Below are 19,473 nucleotides of genomic sequence, written 5' to 3'. Positions count from 1 at the left end.
TAGAAGTTTATTTCTTAATTGTAACAATATCCTTTTCTTGAAGCGTCCAAGCATCAAGACCTTCAGGAGATTGATTCAATGTTTCTTTAAGATTAGTACTATTAACATAGAATTTGAAATCACCTTCTTCAAAAACAATTCCATGTTCAGCGAGAATAGCTTTAATCTTATTAGCTTTATCAAGATTTAAACCTTTATCAAGTTTAACATCAATAAAACCTTTAATAGCATCAATGTTCGCGGGTACTGTATCAACAGATGGATTTTCAAAGTATTGATACATTTGATTAAGAAAGCTATTAAACATTTCCGTATCTGTAACAACTTCCTGACCTTTACGAACACTAATAGTAATATTCGGATATTTAAGAGACACACTACCAGTAGGTTCTTTAATACCTGTTTCAGCATTCTTCTTTAATACCGGTTCACCATACTTATACGCACATTCAGCTATAACATCTTTAAGACGTTTAATCTTTTTCTCAGTACGTTTAACACGATCATCAAGAGCTTGCTTGTATTGTTTAAGTAATGCTATATCAGTGTTATAACGATCTATAACAAAAGCATAAGCATAAAGTTTCTCACCGAGTTCCTCTTCACTAATCGCAAGTTCCTCAGCACCACTTTCTCCTATATCTCCACCATTCTCGGCAGCATATTCTAATATCCTATCAATATTAGCTTGTATTTCAAACAGATTCATCGAAATTCAATTCAGTTTGGTAATGACTATAATCTTCAATCTCTTTAAAACGAACCATTGTATCCTTAACTAATAAAGTATTAGTAGGAACACTAGCCCAACCTGCAACAAAAGGTCTATGAATAAGACTCATACCTTCAGTTAGAGTATCATAATAACTTACAGGTAAATCTAAATTACTTTGTTCAAATACAGTAGTAGGTTTACCGTAATATTTAATATAAATATCAAGAGGTATAAATGCTGGTAATCTATTCACCTGCACTTTCACTTTCTCCGCCATGATCTGAATCAGTAATAGCTTTTTGAGAAGTTCTAATTACATCGAGATGATCTTTACATTGTTGCATAGTAATGTGCATATTCGGATGTGCTTTACCATACTTATCATAAAGACGCTTATCAATGATATTATCCCATTCTTTATTAAAGCCAGTATAATACATTTCACTCTTAACACTTAAGAACAAATACTCACGTGCATCTTGAGCAGGTAAATCAAGTTCATCTTTAGCTTCATTATAAAAGATCTCATCCATGATGCAACATCTGATATAATGATATGCTCGCTTATTTGCGATATTAGTATCATTTTGATATAAGCAAAAAGCAATATCTTCAAGATCGTAAAGACGTTGAATCTTATCTTCATTTTTTTCAATAGCTTCAACATCTTTAAGAAATCTCTTAAAACAAGCACTAAAAGTTGAATCTTCAACCCAATGAGGAAGACAGAAAGAAATACCATCAAATCTACCTTCATTAGAATAATCACACCAACGAGTTGATTCAACTGCATTTGATTGAACACGTTCACGTACAAGTTCATCAACAACACTTCTAAGAGTAGTTATATATGCACTCATACGAGCGAAAGGATGATCGAATTTTGGAACAAACCAAGCAACACCATGAGCTTTCCAAATCTCATTACCTTCCATAGTAGAAGTCTGAATAAGAGCTTTAGCTAATTCAGGACTTTCATTATATACAACACGAAGATTAGTGTAGATATAATAGAAATGAGAATCAGGTCTTGCATCTTTAATATTAAAAACAAAACGAGAAAAAGCAGAATGCCTAATGTTTATCATTTCAATACTCATCATATCATGATAACCACAAACATAAATAGGACAATGCTCAAGAATCGAAATATGACCTTTATCAATAAGCATCAAAAGAAACTTAACATAACTTCCGGGTTCAATCTTACCTTCAGATTTATAACAAAGACGACCGGCAAATTCAGCTAATTGTAAGCCACCTTTAAGATTATGAGCTGTATGAATAACACTAACAGGTCTAACAAATTTCATCACATATCAAGTCTAGTTTGTCCACCATCTTTTTGAACTCTATACCAATAATCAATATGATCTTCAATTGTACGACGTAATATCCCTCTACATTCAGCATTATTACCACCAACACCTAAAAGAGTTTTACAAGTACCGTCAACAACTTTAGAATAATTCATAACAGCATCAATAATACTTTCATTATCGATAGGCAAACAAGTATTAATTGAATCAGTCTTAACAGTACATCTACCACCAAGACGATGAATCTCATCTACAAGATACCAAACAGCTTTATTAAGATCTTCAACTTGTTTATCAATAAGCTTACGATCTTTGTCTTCTTTAAGACCAGCTCTCCATAGATATTTAATAGCATTACCTATATTAAAATTTCTATGACGAGTGATATCAATACATTTAATACCACTAGGATCAGAAGTATAATGTTTAGGATGATTTACTTGATCATTTTTATTTTTAGATGCCATAGCGATCAATAAAACGATTTATTTTAAACACTACGAGCTTATCAATATCGTCTTCTTTAATACCATATTTACGCATGATACGCTCAATAACAATTCTAACATCAGCAATTTCTTCCATAAGACTTTTAAGATGTTCATTATTATGACATCTATTAATCTTAGAAACAGCTTTAATAAGTTCAGATAACTCTTCAATAACTACTGTATCATGAGGATCAATTGCACAAGCTTTATTAAACATAGCAATTCTCTCATCCCATAATACAGCACCTTTTGGAGAATCTATAACAGCACTTACACTTTCAGGTGTCATATATTTTCCCATTTAGCTAGAACATCATCACTCTTAGTTTCCCAATCATCAGCAAAAATCTCATCACCAGTTGGTGTAAAATAAGTAATAACACCATTATCAAACTTACAAATTTGATTTTGATAATCGAGACTTGTAAAACCCGATTCTATAATCTCACGTTTAACAACATCCGGAAGACTTTGCATCTTAGGAATGGTTTCTTCATTTATATTAGCAGGAATTTGTGCAAATATAAACATATCATCATCCCAATTAGCGCGTCTAGCAATATAAGAACGAGTCTTAACACGTTCAATAGTTTCTCCAAAATTCATAATAACAATTTTAAATTAAACAAAAATAGCCGCTAGTCAATTAAGACCAGCGGCTTCAACAGCGTGCTTCACAGCATAGGCTATAATTGAATAAGAAATCAACCCATATTATCTTTTAAATACATATCTCAACCAACTGCCCCACTTACGATTAATAAGACTACCTTTAACATTCAAAGGTTTAAACTCAAGATACTTAATATTATCAATATTCTTAATAATATCATCAATGTTATAATAAGTACAAACAGGAATACTATCTTGCATAATAGTATAAGCTTTACCATTTTTGTAATGTACAATAACATTATAAGAATCCACATTAGTCTCATTAGCTCTAGCTTCACGCTCAAAACAAAGTTCACGATAAGCCTTACTTTCAGTGAAGAGTTTAAAGAACCATTCAATGACGTACCATACATAAAAGAATATACCTAAGAGGTCATTCTGTTGTTTAGTATGAGAACGTTCATGTTGAATAAGTTTAAAATATCTATTAGGATACCTAATCATTAATGTAAGCCTAGATTTATCTTTATCCTTAAGATAAAGTCTAGCAAACATATTAATAGCAACAAACTTACCAAAAGGAAAATGTTTAGTAATAACAACTTTCATATCTTAATCATCTGAAAAGTTATAATTTATAATAGCTTCCCAATCATCTTTAGGCATACAACCTTTATAATCAGGAACTCTAGCTTCCATAAACTCATCAAGCTTCATAGAAATAACGGTACAAATACCGAGATCCATGAGACGTCTACGTTGATTCATACAACAAAACAAATTAGCTTGATCAAGTGGAATACCAATGCTAACAAGTGCTGCTATAAAATATCTACGAAACATTTCTTTAGTAACACTACTAACAGCATCCATAGCTAAGCCTTTTTATAAATATGACTTTCTGCAATAGCTTTAAGACGATTAGAAAGTTGTTCCATATTAACTTCAATCGTCTTAGCGGCTGAATGATAAGTTGTAATAGTTAATGCTCCAATAAACTCAGGGAACATTAAAATATTAAACTTAGCTTTATAAGTATTACCAGCTTCATTCTGAGCAATCCATGCTTTAGGATTAGCATAGAAACTAAATGTATCAAGTGTTCTAACTTTAGAATTTAGATACAAAGGATTAAGTTTAGGGAAGAATGAAAGAATATGATTATTTGTAGGAGCTTCTGTAGCTGGGATAACACTATCTTTAATCCAAGCTTCAAAATCTTCAACAGTATCAAATATAAGTCTTGCAGAACATTTAGCAATAGCTAAAGAACTACCTCTAGGAACTTTATAATCTATAAGTTTCACAGCACCCTTAAATAGATTATAAGTATATCTGTTAAACATCTTAATAGCATGATCACGAGACTCAACTTCAGCACTCATGTTACTATCAACACAAATATGAAATTGAGGTTCATAAGCACTATCATAATTTTCATTGTCGATTAAATAACCTATATTCCAAATCTTATAATAGCGAGCTTTTTCATTGTTACCATCAAAGAACTCAATTGGAATATTATGAGCATAAATATAATACTGAATTTTCAAAAGAGTTTGATAGAATACAAACTGATTACCACTAGTAACAGGAATAAACTCGCCAGTAGCATCAAGAATGAAATTAATATTGGTATTAAGCCAATCAACTTCATCCTTGGATAAATCAGCAACAGTTCGAGATTCTGTAACTATATATGGCTTATCAGGAGCATCCGTTCTAACAACAGACGGAATTGAAACACCATTTATTACAATAGGTTTATACTTCTCAGTTGTAATAGCAAGTGCAGATAATTCTTCTTCAGCTTTAGAAGGAGAATCATCAACAGGAATATCTTGTTTAATTTCCTCTTCTTCTTTAAAAGGATTCGTATCTTCCATTATATGTAATTAATCATTAGATTCATAATCACGAACTCCGTAAGCATTAGCATTAAACGGAATCTTCTTATCTGTACGTTCATAAAACTTAATAGCTAACATCTTACCAATAAACTCATTTCTATGAGTGAAAATATAACCACTAGTCATATGTTCATCTATAACTCCATTATATACAGCTGTTGGTTTAACTTCAAAAATTTCATCATTTAAATCATTTCGACAAACAAACTTAGCATAAGGCGTAGTAATACTTTTACCTCTAATTTCTTTAGTTATTTCATCTATAAGTATATTTAAACAAAGAAACTCACCTTCTTCACAAGCTTTAGCTTTCATCATAGTTTGTGGACGAGAACCGAACTTATATTCTGCAATCTTAGATCGAACAACACAACCCTCATAACCGGCTGCAATACAACGATCTCTATAAGCTTCAACATCAGAATCACCTTTGATGTTAATAGAACATAATGAAACTATTTTAGCACTTTTAGTAGCGTCATGTTCTTCAGGTTTAAACTGAACATAAATAGCATCTGAATTTGAAGATGTAGCATTAAACCAAGCTTTATTCAAAATATCTCTACGAAGATGATAACGATCTCTATTAGAAACATCAGGAATACTAAGATCGAAGTTTACAAATTGAAGATATTTATGAAGAGGATTCTTAGGATTACGTGCAGCACCACCAATTGTAGTATTCTTTTGACCTTTAATATAAAGCTCACCATCAAAAGTAATATTTCTATAATCGGGAGTACAATAAATGTAAGTCATAAAAGCATCTTCAATATGTTTTACATTATAACGAAGACCTTCTTTACTTCTAATAACAACTTCTTTAGTTTTACCAAATAATCCATTATCAACTTCATCTAACTTAATAGTACAACGAACACCATTAATCTTAGGATCAGCAAAAGCACCATTAGAATAATCAAAAATGCCAGTTTTCCACTTTTGACACTTCATAGGTTTATCAACATTGTTTGCATCAGTAGCAAATTTAGGAATAACGTTATCTAGTAGATCATGAAGTTGATTAGCACTCTCATACATATCACTAGTAACACCATACATTTCTGCCGTCTTGTATCCTCGATCGATTTTACGCTTGATTTGGCTCTTATAAGAAGTCTTTGTTGAAGCTGATACAATTACCTGTCCGACATCTGAAAGTCGCTCAAACAAGCCGTATGACACTCTCTCGTGGCTTCCGTCAGTTTCAATCCTCCAAAACACAATACGCCCCAGTGCATCACGCTTGTAAAGAGTAGTAACGTTATCATCCCCATATACGGTTGCCATCTTCATCAACATTATGAGATAAAACAATACAATGCGTAGGATTATTATATGCAATCAACATACAATTCCAAGAATCACGAATAGTCTTATGAGGAGCATAAGCAATAGTTTTAAAGTTCTTATGACAAAAACATTGATAACTACCGGTTAATGCTTGTTTATTGTGAAGTTTACCTTGAACAACTTCAAAGAGAGTTTCAACAATCTTAAAGTCCTCATCAGACTTAATCTTAGTTTCGCCCATAAATGCACCTTCTTTAAAAGGATTAAAACCCCAAGTATGAACGAATTGATTTAGTTTAATTTGAGCATTTTGATAAGACATCTTACTCATAGCTTCGCGAAGCTGTTTAACAGCATCAATAACAATGTTATAATCAGTCTTATTCATAGGATATAAGAAGTACCTAGTACCATCACCTAAAGCTCTAAGAGGAACACCCTCACATAATAGCCGTTGCGCATCAGGGCACAACTCCTCCTTTTTTACCATTTACGATCTCATTTAAATACATATTAGCAAACTTTTTCTTAACGAAGTTGTAATCTGTAATACGAACTAAATCTGTAGGATCTTTAGCACTATAACCTTTAGTCATGAACAAAGCAATAAAGCCATAATTCTTTTCATATTCGATAGCGGAAGTAAGACCAGTATTATCAGTGTCAAGCATAACATAAACTTGAATCCTAGTAGTCTTTCGTAAAACATCAACAATATCATCAGGAAGTTTAGCAGTTTCACTTGCAATCACATAAACTCCAACATCATTAATTCTTAACTCTCTCAGTATTCGTAACATTAATAGTTTATCCTTTTGAGATTTAACAATCAACTTATAATTAGTATCAGTTAAAGTCTCAAGATTTTCAAGAGGACACTTATTATTAGTAATGAAACGATTAGCAGTATGCTTATTTCTAAATGGAAAATAAAGTTTAATATAACCATCATTAACTTGATATTCATAACAAGGATCATGACGAGTATAATAATATGGATTACTAACACCATCAATCTTAAAAGATTCAACAGCTTTCACGTATTTATCTACGAGATCATTAGTAACACCAAATTGATTATAATACCTATAATCATAAAAAGTCACTTTACGATTTACAGTTGTAATAACACGAAATTCATTATTGATAATCTTATTCTGAGCTTGATATACACGATTAACATAAGGTGAATCATTAAGAACATCAGAAGCATATTCGATGATATTAGAACATATTTCAACGAAGTCTTTATTGTTAGTACAATTCTTTTTAAGAACTAGACCAACAATTTCAAATACATCACCACGATAACGATAATCAGCAAAATCACGAAATATCAGCTTATTACCATACCATTTAAAACTAACTGAAGGATTAGGATCATAACGAAGAGGATTAGAGATTTTATAATTGCGTAAACAAATACAATTATTTATCTCTGTTTCAGGAACATTAAGAAAGACAGAATAAATATGTACTTGATCAAGTGTATTCAAAATATAATCCTTATCACTTGTACTCCACATATTTACATCTTTTGTAGCATTTGCAATCCCCAGTAGGGAACAAGGTGAGGTCACGTGCGGAGCGTTAGCAACACTATGCACAAAACCAATAGATACAAAAAAAGAGGATAGATTGCTCTACCCTCTTCAAAAGTCTAAGTTACATCTTAATATTTACCCGGAGTACCACCGTTACCAGCATAACGATTCTTTAAAGCATTAATTGCATCAGTATTAACGCCTTGACCGGAACCGTAATTCATAGCAACGCCAGCTTCAGCGGCTGCACCAGCAGGTTTCTCGTCTTTATCAGCATCTTTAGAAAGTTCAACAGTCTCACCCGGAAGAATTTCAATTGAAGGTTTTTTGCCGTTAATAACACGTTCAATATAACCTTGACCAACAAAGCCCGGAGTACAAAGATACTTACGATCACCATAATGAGCAAGAAGCTTCATCCAAACAACAATAGGTTCACCTTTTTCATCTAAGAATACAGGCTTACCCTCTTTGCCAACATTGAATGCTTTAACAAAGAACTCACAAAATGCTTTCCATTGAGCGATACGACCGTTAATATCAGCGTTCATATCAATAGGCTGAGGAAAGCCGGGTTCAACGAAGTTAGGACAACCGATATAAGCATCGAGACGGTGACGACAATTTCGGTACGCTTCCGTAATCAAAGATGTAAACGTTTTAACATCTACAGCAGTTCCGTCAGTTTTACGAGTAGTGACGATACGGAAAGAATCAGTATAAAACCGATCAACTTCATCACCGGGAACGGGTTCTTCTTTATAACGGAAAACAATAGTTGGTACGGGAATACCAGCATACTCATAGGTAGATGCAACACCGTTCTCATCTACTTTAGGAGTTTCGGTTTCTTTGATCTCAACAGATACGAGATGTGCCTGACACAAATTGTTGAATTCTTCACGAGGTTTAAACTTCTTGTCTTGGGTAACTACAACCTCACCAAAATTAATAACTCCGGCAGCAGCTTGACTTTTATTAACTTCACTCATTTTATAAGTAATTTAAAGAGTAAAAAAAAGAGGAACCTTAATAGTCCCTCTTTCTGTAAGATAGATTTGCTTAGCTAAGCAATATGTTGTCACGGATATAGATTAAATATCATCCCCGTCACCAGCAGTTTCTTGAGAAGCAGCGGTTTCATCCTGCGTTTCAGCAGCAATTTCAGCATTTGCGGTATCGGCTACAGTTTCCGGTGCATCAGCTTTCTTATTTTCTGCATCATCAGCAGCAGTTTCAGCTTCAACAGACGGATCGTAAGGACGGTCGATAATCTGTGCGTTCACACAAGCCCAGATACGTAACATAGAGCCGTCAGAGTTCGGATAGTCGATACCGGTATCAACCAATTCGTAGTGAACCTCGCGGTTAGCGGTGTACTTCGTGTAAGGTTTACCCTCAGAATCTTTCTTATCAATTCCGTAAGCATAGCCAAGTTCAGCCAACTTATCAGCGGTGATAGCTTGTGCATCCGGAGTATTCTGCAAGAATTGAGAGTAGCAAGCTGCGTAAGAGCAGAACAATTTACGACCAACACCTTTAGCTTTACCGACAGCAGCAAGAGTCATCATATCGTCAGTTTTCACTTTAGAAACCATGATGAAGAACTTCTTGTTCACATCGTTCTCACATTGATCAGCAGTCAAGACCATAGCTTTCATATAGTCGCCTGTTTCAATGTTAAGCATCTTAGATGCAAGACCGTTAATACACATCTTGTTGATAGAGATGTTTACCACCAACTCCGGACGAATTTCATCACTTACTTTAGCAGCTTTAGCTACAGTTTCAAAACGACCTTCATTGATACCAGCTTTCAAGAAATCAAAATTAAATTTTTCCATGACTTTAACTTTATTAATAGTTTATGTAAGATAGATGTTTGCAATATCACTACCACAAACGGTATTTATTCTTTAATAATTTGCGTTATCATCTGCTTCTACATATTGAACATCAACGTAATCATCATTAATAGATTTAACATCTTTAAGTTCAACATCACAATACATTCCGTTAAGAATATCATTAGCGCAGATACGAGCAGCGATCATAATCGCCATTTTTCTCATAAGAGAATGAGTGTGTTTATCCCAATTATCTTTACCTTTAACATCAGCACCAGTAATTGAGTTTTTACCCGATTTAAGACCAGCGTCAATAGCTTCTTGAAGAGTATAAGAAATTGTAGTTCTTTTACCTTTACGAACAAGAGTAACCGTTGTACGATAAGTCTTAACAATACGAGTAACAGGAATCATACCTTGTTCCGTCATCATTTTACGAACATAATCATCATTATATTCATCAATATCAATGTGACGTTCAGGTTTAAATTCAATAATGGGTTTACTTAGCTGAACATTAAAATATTCATATACGGGAACAAAGTCTTCGTCAATCTCAATATCAATATGATGTTTATTAAGACAACCTTCAACAACATTAATTCCCGTATAAACTTGTCTAGTACCACCACTTTCAAAACAGAATATATTCTTTAAAGAAGCGGTAACAGAAAGACCAAGAGTTTTACCAAGTTCAACCTTTTGAATAGCGTCGAGATTAAGATTACGACCATAAGCTAGAGAAGTCATAGGAGAAAGACCTAATTCCTGCCCAGTTAATAAACAAGTAACCATGTTATCAATGTTAATAACTTCAGTGACAGTTCCATCTTTAGTTACATTTTCTTTAAATCTCGCACCAAGATCAGTATTTATAAGACTTTCAGCAAAAGTTCTATATTCACCAAGAACAGCGAGATTACGAGTAATTACATCTTTATTTGCTTGTGCAACAGCTCTACTATTAGCTTTTACAACTTCACCTTTATTAGTAGCAGCATTAGCACCGTCTTTCGTAGCATCATTTGTAATAACCTCTTCACTCATTTTGTCGTTTTCTTTGTCTTTATTTTCCATTGATAAAAGTAGATAATATTTTTGACGTGTGCAACAATAGTAAGCACTAAATTATCAAAAATTAAAATTTAACATCTTTAATGCCGTTAGTCCAGACAATATCAGTAGTAAATTTACTCTGCACATCAATGAGCTTTTCTTTCTCTTTTGACGTGCGGTAATCGTCCGAATTGAGTGCGAAATCTTGCATATAAAGCCATATTATAATAGTAGGCTTATTTATGTATGGTTGTTCCTCTTTCTTGTCGGAAATGGTCTTAAATGGGTTGCAGTATGGAGAGGTACATATAATTGTAGTAAGACCCTTAACATCAAAAACCACATTAGCAACTTCATCCGTAGCAATAACAGAAACATCACCATGTTCAAGATGTTTTAAACATTCTTTTCGGATACCAATATCACCAAATACTTTAGGTTCACCTTTCTTGGCACCAGTAGTATAAGTATAAGGCTGACCATTGAAATCATAACAAATCCTAGAAATCATACCTTTATACCAACACATACAGTAATCTAAAGTCTCAACAAAATTAGTAATAGAACGAGTCTTACTTAGAACAAGTCCTTTACCTTTAATATTCTTAATAGCAGTAGCAATAGCTTCTCTCTTATTAAGATTATTATTATATAACTCTAAACGTTTCTCAATAGCATCACTAAATGCTTTAGTACGAGTGAGTATATTGTCGGGATTCCAATACATTTCTACTTGCTTATTATAGTCATTAGAAAGATCAAGATTAGCTTTCCAACCCATAATTTCAGCAACCATGTTACGTACTGTTTCACTATGTATATGCTCTACTTTATCAGTAAGATTATTTACATAATTAACACCCATGTGACAAGCTTTAATAAGAGCCATATCATCTTCTACCATATCCATATGTAGATGAGTAAACTTCCTAAACTCATAATTCACCATCTTAGCTTTACCTTTAAATATAGAAAGCATAGAAGAGATTTGTTCAGTAAGCTGTTTATATAGCTCTTTTTCTTCACTTGTAAACTCGATACCAACATTATATATAACATAAGGAGAAATCCAACCTTCTTCCAAAGCCATACCTTTAGTTATAGTATCAACAACCGGAATACCACAAGCAGTAAACGCTTTTAGCATATTAACCGGAATCTTTTTCGTAGTAACAAATAAAAACCTATCAGCAGCTACTTTTTTCAACTTCTTGAAATAAGTATCATCTTTATGATAAGCTTCATTTGTACAATCAAGCATCACAAACGTATCAGCATATAGCATATCTTTACCTTTACAAGTTTTAGTAATACGATCAATAAAATCTTTAAGTAAATCTATAACTACACCTGTATGAACAATACGTTTACGAAGAGAATCTTTCGTTTTAATATCAGGAACTACAATGTGAACATAAGGATCAGCTTCAACTTGATTAGCTACATGCTGAATAACCTCACTAATTACAAGAGGAATATCAATACGTTTAGTATATTGAAATAGACCTTTATAACCAGCTTGTTTCCATTTAAGAATACCCTGATAAATACGCTTATATTTTTCAGAAATATCGTAATCTTTCATCTATCTTAATTAACATCTGTAAGTTTAATATTATCAAGAACAGCTCTAGCGCATTGTTCTATTTCATTACGATTATATACATCATCAACATAATCAGTTAATAATTCATATAACCTAAAACCAGCATCACCCATGATACGACAAAGATCAAAAACAATATGTTTAAGCATCTTATCATGATCATAATCTTTAAAGTTCTTACTATTAAAAGGATATTGAATAAAGAAATCTTCAAAGGCAGCATCTAAATACACAACAATAACAGCTTTAACAGCTGAGAATTTATTGGTATAAAAATCTTTATAAATAACAGCTCTATCTCTCTTCATATTTTACCAACCAAACAAGTTATTACTATTATTGTTAATACCACGACGTTCACCTTTACCTGTTTTACCATTACCATAAAGAATCTTATAGGCTTCATTAATATAGAAACCATAATTAAGATTATAATCTTCTTTATATTCGTAATCATTAAACAAAGCAACTCTCTGACCAGCAACAAGCGACTTCTCTTCTTCAACAACAATTCCACTAATATCATCACCATACGCTATATTATCAGAATCAGGAACAATAGCTTTTGTTATAGCACCTCCACCACTTTTACAAATATAAAAACGATTATGCTTTTGGCACTTAATATAAACAGGTTTACCATCTCTAACTGTCTTATAAATTGTAGTATATTTACCAGCAACTTTCTGACTAAAACAGTAATCATAAATGGCAGTACGAGAAGTATTGATATAATTTCTAATAAATTCAGTAATATCAACACCATAAAGGAAATATTCTTTAAGAGCTTTCTTTACAACAGGATATTCATAACCTTTATTATATTCAGGTTCTTGAAGAAAATAACCTTTAAACTTAATAAATTTATCTTCAATAGCTTGACGTGTAGTATAAGTATTACCTTTAGAATCAATCCAGACACCACAACGATTATACTCTTGTAAAGCGTCATAGAAACCATATCCAACAGCAATATAATCATTAACAGCACTTCTACAATACTTCTCAAACTTTTCAGTTTCAAGAGTAAGCTTACTATAATCTTCCCATTCTTTACAAATATGTTCAAAGGTATCTTTTCTAGAAATAGGAAGTCTTACAAGAAGACCATCTGTATTAGCAGAAAGAACATCAAAATTATTAAGTTCAAACGCTTCTATAAGATTACATAAAAGTAATTGAAGATTGATAGTAACAGTATAAGTACATTCAGGGTCATATAAATAATCCATAGCATCATTCAATGCACCATAAATCCGATTAATAACAATCTTAAGAGCATCAGCTTCTAATTTACGACCACTATGTTTTGCATCAAGTCGAGTCGTTCTAAGCCATTCAACAATACCTAAAAACACTTTTGAAGATAAATGATGAGGACTAACACCATATTCAACAATAAAGCTGGGGTACATTGAATTAACATCAGGGTCAGCAAGAATCTCACCAGATTCAGCCCAAATGACACGAGGATCATCTTTACTATGAAGACCACCTTTTGCCATTGTATAACCCTTATCATGAGAAAGAAATTCTAAAGATTGAAAACTCTTTCTCCATGTAGTAACAATGATTCCATTAGCAATAGATTCACGTTTAAGTTCACTTTGCTTAGGACTACCAAGACCAATATAAATACTATATCTCTGAATAGATTCAAGAATCTTCCTATAAAAAGGAGTCTTAAATTGAATACTATCTTTGACAACTTTACCAATAGGCACAGCACTACGCTCAGTTCTAAGATCAACAAACTCATAAGAAGGCATACCTGACCATTCAGAATAAAACTTAGTCATTAGATTTTTACCAATAGAACTACGAGACATATTACGTAGATCAATAGCATACATCTCACTTAGCTTTGCACGAAGATCTAATTCTTTCTGTTGATTCTTAACAAGAGCATCAGTACCAAGAACATCATTAATATTATAATCTGTTACAAGTGCTATCTCATCACGTTTGATACGATAACTCCAATGAATAGGTAAGTCTTGAATACGATACCATTTTAGAACTATCATAACAGCTTTAAGAGCAACAAATGTAGCATCAAGATATAGAATCTTTTGAATATCAAAATCGGTAAAAGGACGAAAATATCTATGACCTTTATAAAAATCAAGAAGTCTACGATACGTTTTACCACCCATATCTTTATCAACAGCTTTCTGAGAATGCTCGAATAGAAATTCAGTTATATGTTGCTTCCTACCATAAGTATCTTCTCGAAGACCAGTCTTCCAATCAAATGTAGGAGCATAATGAATAAATATATCAAGCATAGTCATATCATAGTTAAAACTATTATAACCTATGATAATTTTATGAGATTTAAAAAACATATAAAGATCTTCAATACCACTACTAATATTATTAGAATCATCCCATGAAGCAGGTGTCATATTCTGACGTTCAAATTTATCTTCATGATAAGCTCTATAAATAATAAAAGTCTTAGCACCCATAGCTTCAAGAATAAGACGTTTATCTTCTTTATTCTTAGCTATATCAGCAGCAATATATAAATCAATAATATCTTGAGGAACACCGTAAGGAATAAAGCTAGCCTCAAACATATTAGGATAAACTTCTAAATCATATATCCAACTAGTAGTAGGTGATTTATTAGTAGCCATTTATTTTAAAATAACCCATTGATTAACAAATTTACGATAAGCAATAACAGCAGTATCATATGCTCTATCAAGATAACTATAATCATTATTCTTACGCATATATTCAAGACTCATAGTATAAATATGTATCTTACCATTAGGAAGCACATCAATACCTTCTCCACTTTTAGGAAAAGCTTTACCTCCACTAACAATAAAATACGGATCTTTACCATAAGTTATGAACATACTAGGTTCAACTCTAGCAATCTCTCTTTGAAGTCTAGGAAAACATTCAGCAACAGCTTTCGCATTAATAGTCTGAGATGTACCACACTTGACAACAGAAGTAATATACGATAAAGCAAGTAATTTCTTATCTTCAAGAATGCGTCTAATGAATTTACCTGTGTTACCACTAAGTACGTATTTAGTCTTTCTATCAGCAGGACTAGGAGCAGCAACTAAATGTAGGATAGTTCCGCTCCCTTCCAGTCCTTGTCCCCTACTGGGGATTAGAGAGTTCCGCACGCATAGATCACACTTATCACAATAATCATCTTCACGTAATTCATCAGACGTATCTTCAAACATATTAGAAAATCTCGTTTGCATCAGTAATTACTTTTAGCAGAAATAGCTTCAAATAAGTTACGAGGAAAAAATATATGACGAGGATTCTCAGCAACAATAGAAATTTCAACATCATAACCGTCAAAATTAAAACCATATTCTTTAGAATCAAAATCATATTTTTTACAAAATCCACCAAAAGTAATAGGTGCAGCTACAACAAGAGCATCATCAATCATGTATTCAGCTTCACCTAAATTATCATATTCTTTTTTAGTTAATGCCATATCAATAACATTTAGTAAAACTTTGCAAACCCCAGTAGGGATGAAGGAGTGGTAGGGAGCGGAGCATCTGCACCTTACAAATCAAACATATCAATAGCCATAATATCAGGTATAAATATAATATGATAAGGATTATAAACACATTCATAACCTTTATCAAGATCATCAAATTCATCAGAATTTATATTATACTTCATCTTATATTCTTGAAACGTACATCTAGTAATGATTAAAGCAATATCATTAATCAAAACATTTGTACAAATTGGCAATCTATTTTCTGTCTTCTTCGGTAGTATCGGCATAAACAGAAGTTCCGTCTTCGTATTTCAGAGTTGAACAAACAACAGCAGTAAGATCATAACCTTTAAGATTAGCTCTAGCTTTAAGGAACTCCATCTTACCAACAGTATCAACATTTAAACCACTAGCAAACAAATGTTCTTCGAGAACTTGAACAGCACTCATAGAACATTGCTCAGCAACCCAAGTAATAGGAACCATCCAACGATTATGAATAATACGTTGATTACTACCCATACCACAAGGAGCTGCCCAGTATTCTTTCAAGACATAAATCTTATCTATATCTTGAATTTGATCTTCGGTTATAAGCATAATTTAATGTTTAAATACTTTATCAAATTCATTTTCTTTCATAAGAGCCATATAACCCTTAACAGGAATATTAAGTGCAGATCTTTTAATAATAATATCTTTTGTACCATATCCTTGATCATTTATAGCAAGAATATAAATTTTATCATTACCTAATTTAGAAATGCAATCATCACAAAGATCTCCTATAATTTTTCTAGGAGCCTCTTCATCTCCTTTAAGTTTACCTAATAAAGCAATACCTGTTTCTTTGTCACAAATAGGACAAATAGTAATACTTGGATTAACTCCATGTTTTTCACTAAGTATAATATTTTTACTCATAATTTTAAATAAGCATGTTTAGTAGCTCTACTCATAGCTACATAAAGAAGTCTAAGAGCTTCAGCAGAGTTACGTCTAATACGCTTACCCCACTTAGTTTGAAAATAGATAATATCATCAAGATCAATACAAACATTTTCAAAGGTAGAACCTTGGCTCTTATGTGCGGTTATACCATAACCATAATCAATATCTTTAGCAACGAGTCTATTCTTGTTAGCAGCATTAAGTCTATAGTCGGTCATAGTAAGATGAATATCTTTAAATCTAAAGTATCTAAACCATCTACTACGATCAGTACCAGTAAGAGCTTTATAATGAATTGCATTTAGCATAGCACCGAAGTTATCCATGTTATTAGAATCCCAAAAATCAATGATCTTAAACATAGGAGTAACTTTACCATCAAATGCAGACCTCAATGTAATACAATAACAAGCAAGACCATTATCTGCTACATAATACCGAACATCATGAACAACATAATCTTCACTATTAATAATAATGGGAGATTTATATTCATCAAATACAGTACGATATGCAGTAAACATATCATCTTTTGTTATCATACCTTGAGGATTATTCAGAACACCATCACGAATAAAGGTATTCCAAAAGCCAATACAATCATTAGTAAAAGCAATAAGTCGAACATAATTAATATCCTTACTAAAGTTATCAGAACTAAACATTTCAATAACCTTATTACGGAAATCAAGTTTATTCATAATAGTAAAACCTTCACCTTGAGCATTAACAGCTTCGCGAGTTTGAAGAATATACTGATAGAAATTAGCAGTACCATTAATCAAATCAGAGCGAATAATACCAAACAATTCAAGCAAAGGATTACCAGCTTCTTGTCTAACAATTTGAGTTAAACGAAATTGAACATCAGTATGAGTAAAAGAAGGACTAATACGATTATAAGTATCTTCTTTTCCTTTTCCTTTAGCAACAACATAAGGAATCTGAAGTTCATCTCCTAAGAATAAGAGTTTACATCGACACTGAATAGCTGTCTTTATAAGTAGATTAAACAGACCGGGATTAATCATAGAACATTCATCAATAATGACAAGTCTATAACCTCTCATTTTCTGTTCACCTATAACCTTAAAAGAAGGATTCTCAATGTTATAATCTTCAATATCTACATCAGGTCTAAGACCACAAAGAGATTGAATGGTCATACCTTTCTTACCAGAACTATTTTCAAGAACTCGAAGAGCTTTATGAGTTGGAGCTGTAACACAAACCTTTTCAATTATCAAATAACGTACAAGATGACGCATGATAAAAGTTTTACCAGTACCAGCATAACCACTAAGAGTAAAACTTATAGATTGTGATTGCCACCATTGCCAAATAGCATTAATAGCATCTTCTTGTTGTTCTTTAAAATAAGAAACGTTAATACGTTTGGCAGACCTAAATAGCGCATCTTTATTAAAATCAGAACTCATCTACAACAATAAATCTTTCAGATTTAAGACGATAATCAGGTTCACCATCAGGTTCATTAGGACAACAAGCATGTAAATCCATAGTAGAACAATCAGGATGTTTATCATTATAACCTCTAAAATTCACATCTATAAGATAAGAACCTTTTTCAGTTACATAAACTATACCAGATACAGTATCTCCTACAGCTTTAATTTTTATTTTAGGTTTATCTGTAGTATCCATAATTTAAAAGGGTTTTAAAATGTATTTACAAGCAACATCAATAGTATTGTAATAACGAACAAGCGGGTGGACAGGTTCAGCAGTTGTATACACATCAGCAACTATTTGTCTTCCGTTAATACTTTTGATAACAGCTCCTCCGTTAGGGAATATAGAAATTGTGACATCATAAACAATATCGAGAAACTCCAAAATCATTCCCAACTGCATACGCCAAGATAACGTAGTAGCAAACTCAATAAAATTACCACTACCATTAGTGACTTGGAGAAGATAACGTTGAAAAGCAATACTAATATCTTCATAAGGTTTAAGTAGGTTCAACAAAGACGTCTCCATTAGCTGTAAATTCTATATCGTTATTATCACAATACTCAACAACATCTTCTTCACTAATCTCATAAAACCATTTATAACCTTGATGTTCAAATTTATTACAAAGAGCTTTATACCAAGTAAGAAATATATCTTTAAGCTTAGTAAAATCCTCAGCATACATCCAGCTACTATCTTCAAATTCAACAGTAACTGTATTGCAATGATTATACATTCTATCAAGTTTATAGAAATTAATAGAATAAATAAAATCTTCACAAGACTTAATAAAGTCTTTATCTAGCTTAGCAATACTTTCTTTAATATAAAGGATCTCAATAGCTTTATTCCATGTAATACTACCTGTAAAACAAAGACCATCTCCTTGACAATTACCAAGACTATAATAAACCTCAGATTCTTCAACACCTAAAACATCGAGAGTATGCTTAACAGAATCAGTGAAACATTGAGCATCACGTGTAGCACTAAGAATATGACCTTTAACAACTTCTTTAGCATTATCACTAAGTTCAGCATACCTATAAATAGGCACTTCAATTTTAACTATTCTCATTTTGGCTCATTTTAGACCCATAGAGACACTTTGTATTAAAGTGAACCAATTGGTTTATTTCAATACAAAA

The 19,473-nt window shown here is 32.3% G+C and carries 27 protein-coding genes; all 27 read right to left on the bottom strand.

Going from position 1 to position 19,473, the window contains the following annotated elements; genetic code table 11:
- Positions 1–7: 7 nt before the first annotated feature.
- On the bottom strand, positions 8–709 hold the full coding sequence (locus AC5LAX_RS05795; protein ID WP_493263773.1) for a siphovirus Gp157 family protein: 702 nt from the start codon (positions 707–709) through the stop codon (positions 8–10).
- Entirely contained in the window at positions 696–968 is a 273-nt protein-coding gene (locus tag AC5LAX_RS05790) for a hypothetical protein (RefSeq protein ID WP_493263772.1), read from the bottom strand. The genes AC5LAX_RS05795 and AC5LAX_RS05790 overlap by 14 nt, the downstream gene beginning before the upstream one ends.
- A complete protein-coding gene (locus AC5LAX_RS05785; protein ID WP_493263771.1) occupies positions 961–2,028 on the bottom strand; it encodes an FAD-dependent thymidylate synthase in 1,068 nt (355 codons plus the stop codon). The genes AC5LAX_RS05790 and AC5LAX_RS05785 overlap by 8 nt, the downstream gene beginning before the upstream one ends.
- Positions 2,028–2,501, bottom strand: a complete 474-nt coding sequence (locus AC5LAX_RS05780) for a DUF3310 domain-containing protein (RefSeq protein ID WP_493263770.1) — start codon at positions 2,499–2,501, stop codon at positions 2,028–2,030. Before AC5LAX_RS05780 ends, AC5LAX_RS05785 begins: the two co-directional genes overlap by 1 nt.
- The gene (locus tag AC5LAX_RS05775) at positions 2,491–2,826 is read right to left on the bottom strand and encodes a hypothetical protein (protein WP_493263769.1); all 336 of its coding nucleotides are present in this window, start codon (positions 2,824–2,826) and stop codon (positions 2,491–2,493) included. Before AC5LAX_RS05775 ends, AC5LAX_RS05780 begins: the two co-directional genes overlap by 11 nt.
- Positions 2,811–3,131: a Thoeris anti-defense Tad2 family protein gene (locus tag AC5LAX_RS05770; RefSeq protein ID WP_493263768.1), complete on the bottom strand. Its 321-nt coding sequence runs from the start codon at positions 3,129–3,131 to the stop codon at positions 2,811–2,813. Before AC5LAX_RS05770 ends, AC5LAX_RS05775 begins: the two co-directional genes overlap by 16 nt.
- Positions 3,132–3,239: 108 nt before the next feature.
- A complete protein-coding gene (locus AC5LAX_RS05765; protein WP_493263767.1) occupies positions 3,240–3,749 on the bottom strand; it encodes a hypothetical protein in 510 nt (169 codons plus the stop codon).
- Between the two features lie 3 nt (positions 3,750–3,752).
- Positions 3,753–4,013: a hypothetical protein gene (locus AC5LAX_RS05760; RefSeq protein ID WP_493263766.1), complete on the bottom strand. Its 261-nt coding sequence runs from the start codon at positions 4,011–4,013 to the stop codon at positions 3,753–3,755.
- Positions 4,014–4,015: 2 nt separating this feature from the next.
- Positions 4,016–5,026: a hypothetical protein gene (locus AC5LAX_RS05755; protein WP_493263765.1), complete on the bottom strand. Its 1,011-nt coding sequence runs from the start codon at positions 5,024–5,026 to the stop codon at positions 4,016–4,018.
- Positions 5,027–5,035: 9 nt separating this feature from the next.
- Positions 5,036–6,340, bottom strand: coding sequence for an ATP-dependent DNA ligase (locus tag AC5LAX_RS05750; RefSeq protein WP_493263764.1), 1,305 nt, complete (start codon positions 6,338–6,340; stop codon positions 5,036–5,038).
- Positions 6,318–6,833: a hypothetical protein gene (locus tag AC5LAX_RS05745; RefSeq protein WP_443626194.1), complete on the bottom strand. Its 516-nt coding sequence runs from the start codon at positions 6,831–6,833 to the stop codon at positions 6,318–6,320. Before AC5LAX_RS05745 ends, AC5LAX_RS05750 begins: the two co-directional genes overlap by 23 nt.
- Entirely contained in the window at positions 6,805–7,923 is a 1,119-nt protein-coding gene (locus tag AC5LAX_RS05740) for a hypothetical protein (RefSeq protein WP_493263763.1), read from the bottom strand. Before AC5LAX_RS05740 ends, AC5LAX_RS05745 begins: the two co-directional genes overlap by 29 nt.
- A 92-nt stretch (positions 7,924–8,015) precedes the next feature.
- Positions 8,016–8,534: a hypothetical protein gene (locus AC5LAX_RS05735; protein WP_493263762.1), complete on the bottom strand. Its 519-nt coding sequence runs from the start codon at positions 8,532–8,534 to the stop codon at positions 8,016–8,018.
- Positions 8,535–8,981: 447 nt separating this feature from the next.
- Positions 8,982–9,731, bottom strand: coding sequence for a hypothetical protein (locus AC5LAX_RS05730; protein WP_493263761.1), 750 nt, complete (start codon positions 9,729–9,731; stop codon positions 8,982–8,984).
- Between the two features lie 72 nt (positions 9,732–9,803).
- Entirely contained in the window at positions 9,804–10,811 is a 1,008-nt protein-coding gene (locus AC5LAX_RS05725; protein WP_493263760.1) for a hypothetical protein, read from the bottom strand.
- Positions 10,812–10,872: 61 nt separating this feature from the next.
- Entirely contained in the window at positions 10,873–12,375 is a 1,503-nt protein-coding gene (locus tag AC5LAX_RS05720; protein WP_493263759.1) for a hypothetical protein, read from the bottom strand.
- Positions 12,376–12,380: 5 nt separating this feature from the next.
- Positions 12,381–12,704 carry a hypothetical protein gene (locus AC5LAX_RS05715; protein WP_493263758.1) on the bottom strand — a complete coding sequence of 108 codons (324 nt, stop codon included), beginning with the start codon at positions 12,702–12,704 and terminating at the stop codon, positions 12,381–12,383.
- A gap of 3 nt (positions 12,705–12,707) precedes the next feature.
- Entirely contained in the window at positions 12,708–15,038 is a 2,331-nt protein-coding gene (locus AC5LAX_RS05710) for a hypothetical protein (RefSeq protein WP_493263757.1), read from the bottom strand.
- A complete protein-coding gene (locus AC5LAX_RS05705) occupies positions 15,039–15,611 on the bottom strand; it encodes a uracil-DNA glycosylase family protein (RefSeq protein WP_493263756.1) in 573 nt (190 codons plus the stop codon).
- A gap of 20 nt (positions 15,612–15,631) precedes the next feature.
- Complete coding sequence (locus AC5LAX_RS05700) at positions 15,632–15,877, bottom strand: hypothetical protein (RefSeq protein WP_493263755.1); 246 nt, start codon at positions 15,875–15,877, stop codon at positions 15,632–15,634.
- A 74-nt stretch (positions 15,878–15,951) separates the two neighbouring features.
- Positions 15,952–16,182 carry a hypothetical protein gene (locus tag AC5LAX_RS05695; protein ID WP_493263754.1) on the bottom strand — a complete coding sequence of 77 codons (231 nt, stop codon included), beginning with the start codon at positions 16,180–16,182 and terminating at the stop codon, positions 15,952–15,954.
- On the bottom strand, positions 16,151–16,495 hold the full coding sequence (locus AC5LAX_RS05690; protein WP_493263753.1) for a hypothetical protein: 345 nt from the start codon (positions 16,493–16,495) through the stop codon (positions 16,151–16,153). Before AC5LAX_RS05690 ends, AC5LAX_RS05695 begins: the two co-directional genes overlap by 32 nt.
- Before the next feature lie 3 nt (positions 16,496–16,498).
- Positions 16,499–16,819 carry a hypothetical protein gene (locus AC5LAX_RS05685; RefSeq protein WP_493263752.1) on the bottom strand — a complete coding sequence of 107 codons (321 nt, stop codon included), beginning with the start codon at positions 16,817–16,819 and terminating at the stop codon, positions 16,499–16,501.
- Positions 16,816–18,285: an ATP-dependent DNA helicase gene (locus AC5LAX_RS05680; RefSeq protein ID WP_493263751.1), complete on the bottom strand. Its 1,470-nt coding sequence runs from the start codon at positions 18,283–18,285 to the stop codon at positions 16,816–16,818. Before AC5LAX_RS05680 ends, AC5LAX_RS05685 begins: the two co-directional genes overlap by 4 nt.
- Positions 18,275–18,511, bottom strand: a complete 237-nt coding sequence (locus AC5LAX_RS05675) for a hypothetical protein (RefSeq protein ID WP_493263750.1) — start codon at positions 18,509–18,511, stop codon at positions 18,275–18,277. The genes AC5LAX_RS05680 and AC5LAX_RS05675 overlap by 11 nt, the downstream gene beginning before the upstream one ends.
- Before the next feature lie 3 nt (positions 18,512–18,514).
- Positions 18,515–18,835 carry a hypothetical protein gene (locus tag AC5LAX_RS05670; protein WP_493263749.1) on the bottom strand — a complete coding sequence of 107 codons (321 nt, stop codon included), beginning with the start codon at positions 18,833–18,835 and terminating at the stop codon, positions 18,515–18,517.
- The gene (locus AC5LAX_RS05665) at positions 18,822–19,403 is read right to left on the bottom strand and encodes a hypothetical protein (protein ID WP_493263748.1); all 582 of its coding nucleotides are present in this window, start codon (positions 19,401–19,403) and stop codon (positions 18,822–18,824) included. The genes AC5LAX_RS05670 and AC5LAX_RS05665 overlap by 14 nt, the downstream gene beginning before the upstream one ends.
- Positions 19,404–19,473 lie beyond the last annotated feature (70 nt).

The organism is Megamonas sp. (assembly GCF_986095205.1).
The sequence above is the reverse complement of the archived record's forward strand: the minus strand, read 5'-3'. Positions and strand labels throughout refer to the sequence as shown.

What these genes read in the sequence shown, in the direction of transcription:
- AC5LAX_RS05795 (WP_493263773.1), bottom strand. Translation starts at nt 709, where the DNA reads ATGAATCTGTTTGAAATACAAGCTAATATTGATAGGATATTAGAATAT.
- AC5LAX_RS05785 (WP_493263771.1), bottom strand. Translation starts at nt 2,028, where the DNA reads ATGAAATTTGTTAGACCTGTTAGTGTTATTCATACAGCTCATAATCTT.
- AC5LAX_RS05780 (WP_493263770.1), bottom strand. Translation starts at nt 2,501, where the DNA reads ATGGCATCTAAAAATAAAAATGATCAAGTAAATCATCCTAAACATTAT.
- AC5LAX_RS05775 (WP_493263769.1), bottom strand. Translation starts at nt 2,826, where the DNA reads ATGGGAAAATATATGACACCTGAAAGTGTAAGTGCTGTTATAGATTCT.
- AC5LAX_RS05770 (WP_493263768.1), bottom strand. Translation starts at nt 3,131, where the DNA reads ATGAATTTTGGAGAAACTATTGAACGTGTTAAGACTCGTTCTTATATT.
- AC5LAX_RS05765 (WP_493263767.1), bottom strand. Translation starts at nt 3,749, where the DNA reads ATGAAAGTTGTTATTACTAAACATTTTCCTTTTGGTAAGTTTGTTGCT.
- AC5LAX_RS05760 (WP_493263766.1), bottom strand. Translation starts at nt 4,013, where the DNA reads ATGGATGCTGTTAGTAGTGTTACTAAAGAAATGTTTCGTAGATATTTT.
- AC5LAX_RS05755 (WP_493263765.1), bottom strand. Translation starts at nt 5,026, where the DNA reads ATGGAAGATACGAATCCTTTTAAAGAAGAAGAGGAAATTAAACAAGAT.
- AC5LAX_RS05750 (WP_493263764.1), bottom strand. Translation starts at nt 6,340, where the DNA reads ATGGCAACCGTATATGGGGATGATAACGTTACTACTCTTTACAAGCGT.
- AC5LAX_RS05745 (WP_443626194.1), bottom strand. Translation starts at nt 6,833, where the DNA reads ATGGTAAAAAAGGAGGAGTTGTGCCCTGATGCGCAACGGCTATTATGT.
- AC5LAX_RS05730 (WP_493263761.1), bottom strand. Translation starts at nt 9,731, where the DNA reads ATGGAAAAATTTAATTTTGATTTCTTGAAAGCTGGTATCAATGAAGGT.
- AC5LAX_RS05725 (WP_493263760.1), bottom strand. Translation starts at nt 10,811, where the DNA reads ATGGAAAATAAAGACAAAGAAAACGACAAAATGAGTGAAGAGGTTATT.
- AC5LAX_RS05720 (WP_493263759.1), bottom strand. Translation starts at nt 12,375, where the DNA reads ATGAAAGATTACGATATTTCTGAAAAATATAAGCGTATTTATCAGGGT.
- AC5LAX_RS05715 (WP_493263758.1), bottom strand. Translation starts at nt 12,704, where the DNA reads ATGAAGAGAGATAGAGCTGTTATTTATAAAGATTTTTATACCAATAAA.
- AC5LAX_RS05710 (WP_493263757.1), bottom strand. Translation starts at nt 15,038, where the DNA reads ATGGCTACTAATAAATCACCTACTACTAGTTGGATATATGATTTAGAA.
- AC5LAX_RS05705 (WP_493263756.1), bottom strand. Translation starts at nt 15,611, where the DNA reads ATGTTTGAAGATACGTCTGATGAATTACGTGAAGATGATTATTGTGAT.
- AC5LAX_RS05700 (WP_493263755.1), bottom strand. Translation starts at nt 15,877, where the DNA reads ATGGCATTAACTAAAAAAGAATATGATAATTTAGGTGAAGCTGAATAC.
- AC5LAX_RS05695 (WP_493263754.1), bottom strand. Translation starts at nt 16,182, where the DNA reads ATGCCGATACTACCGAAGAAGACAGAAAATAGATTGCCAATTTGTACA.
- AC5LAX_RS05690 (WP_493263753.1), bottom strand. Translation starts at nt 16,495, where the DNA reads ATGCTTATAACCGAAGATCAAATTCAAGATATAGATAAGATTTATGTC.
- AC5LAX_RS05685 (WP_493263752.1), bottom strand. Translation starts at nt 16,819, where the DNA reads ATGAGTAAAAATATTATACTTAGTGAAAAACATGGAGTTAATCCAAGT.
- AC5LAX_RS05680 (WP_493263751.1), bottom strand. Translation starts at nt 18,285, where the DNA reads ATGAGTTCTGATTTTAATAAAGATGCGCTATTTAGGTCTGCCAAACGT.
- AC5LAX_RS05675 (WP_493263750.1), bottom strand. Translation starts at nt 18,511, where the DNA reads ATGGATACTACAGATAAACCTAAAATAAAAATTAAAGCTGTAGGAGAT.
- AC5LAX_RS05665 (WP_493263748.1), bottom strand. Translation starts at nt 19,403, where the DNA reads ATGAGAATAGTTAAAATTGAAGTGCCTATTTATAGGTATGCTGAACTT.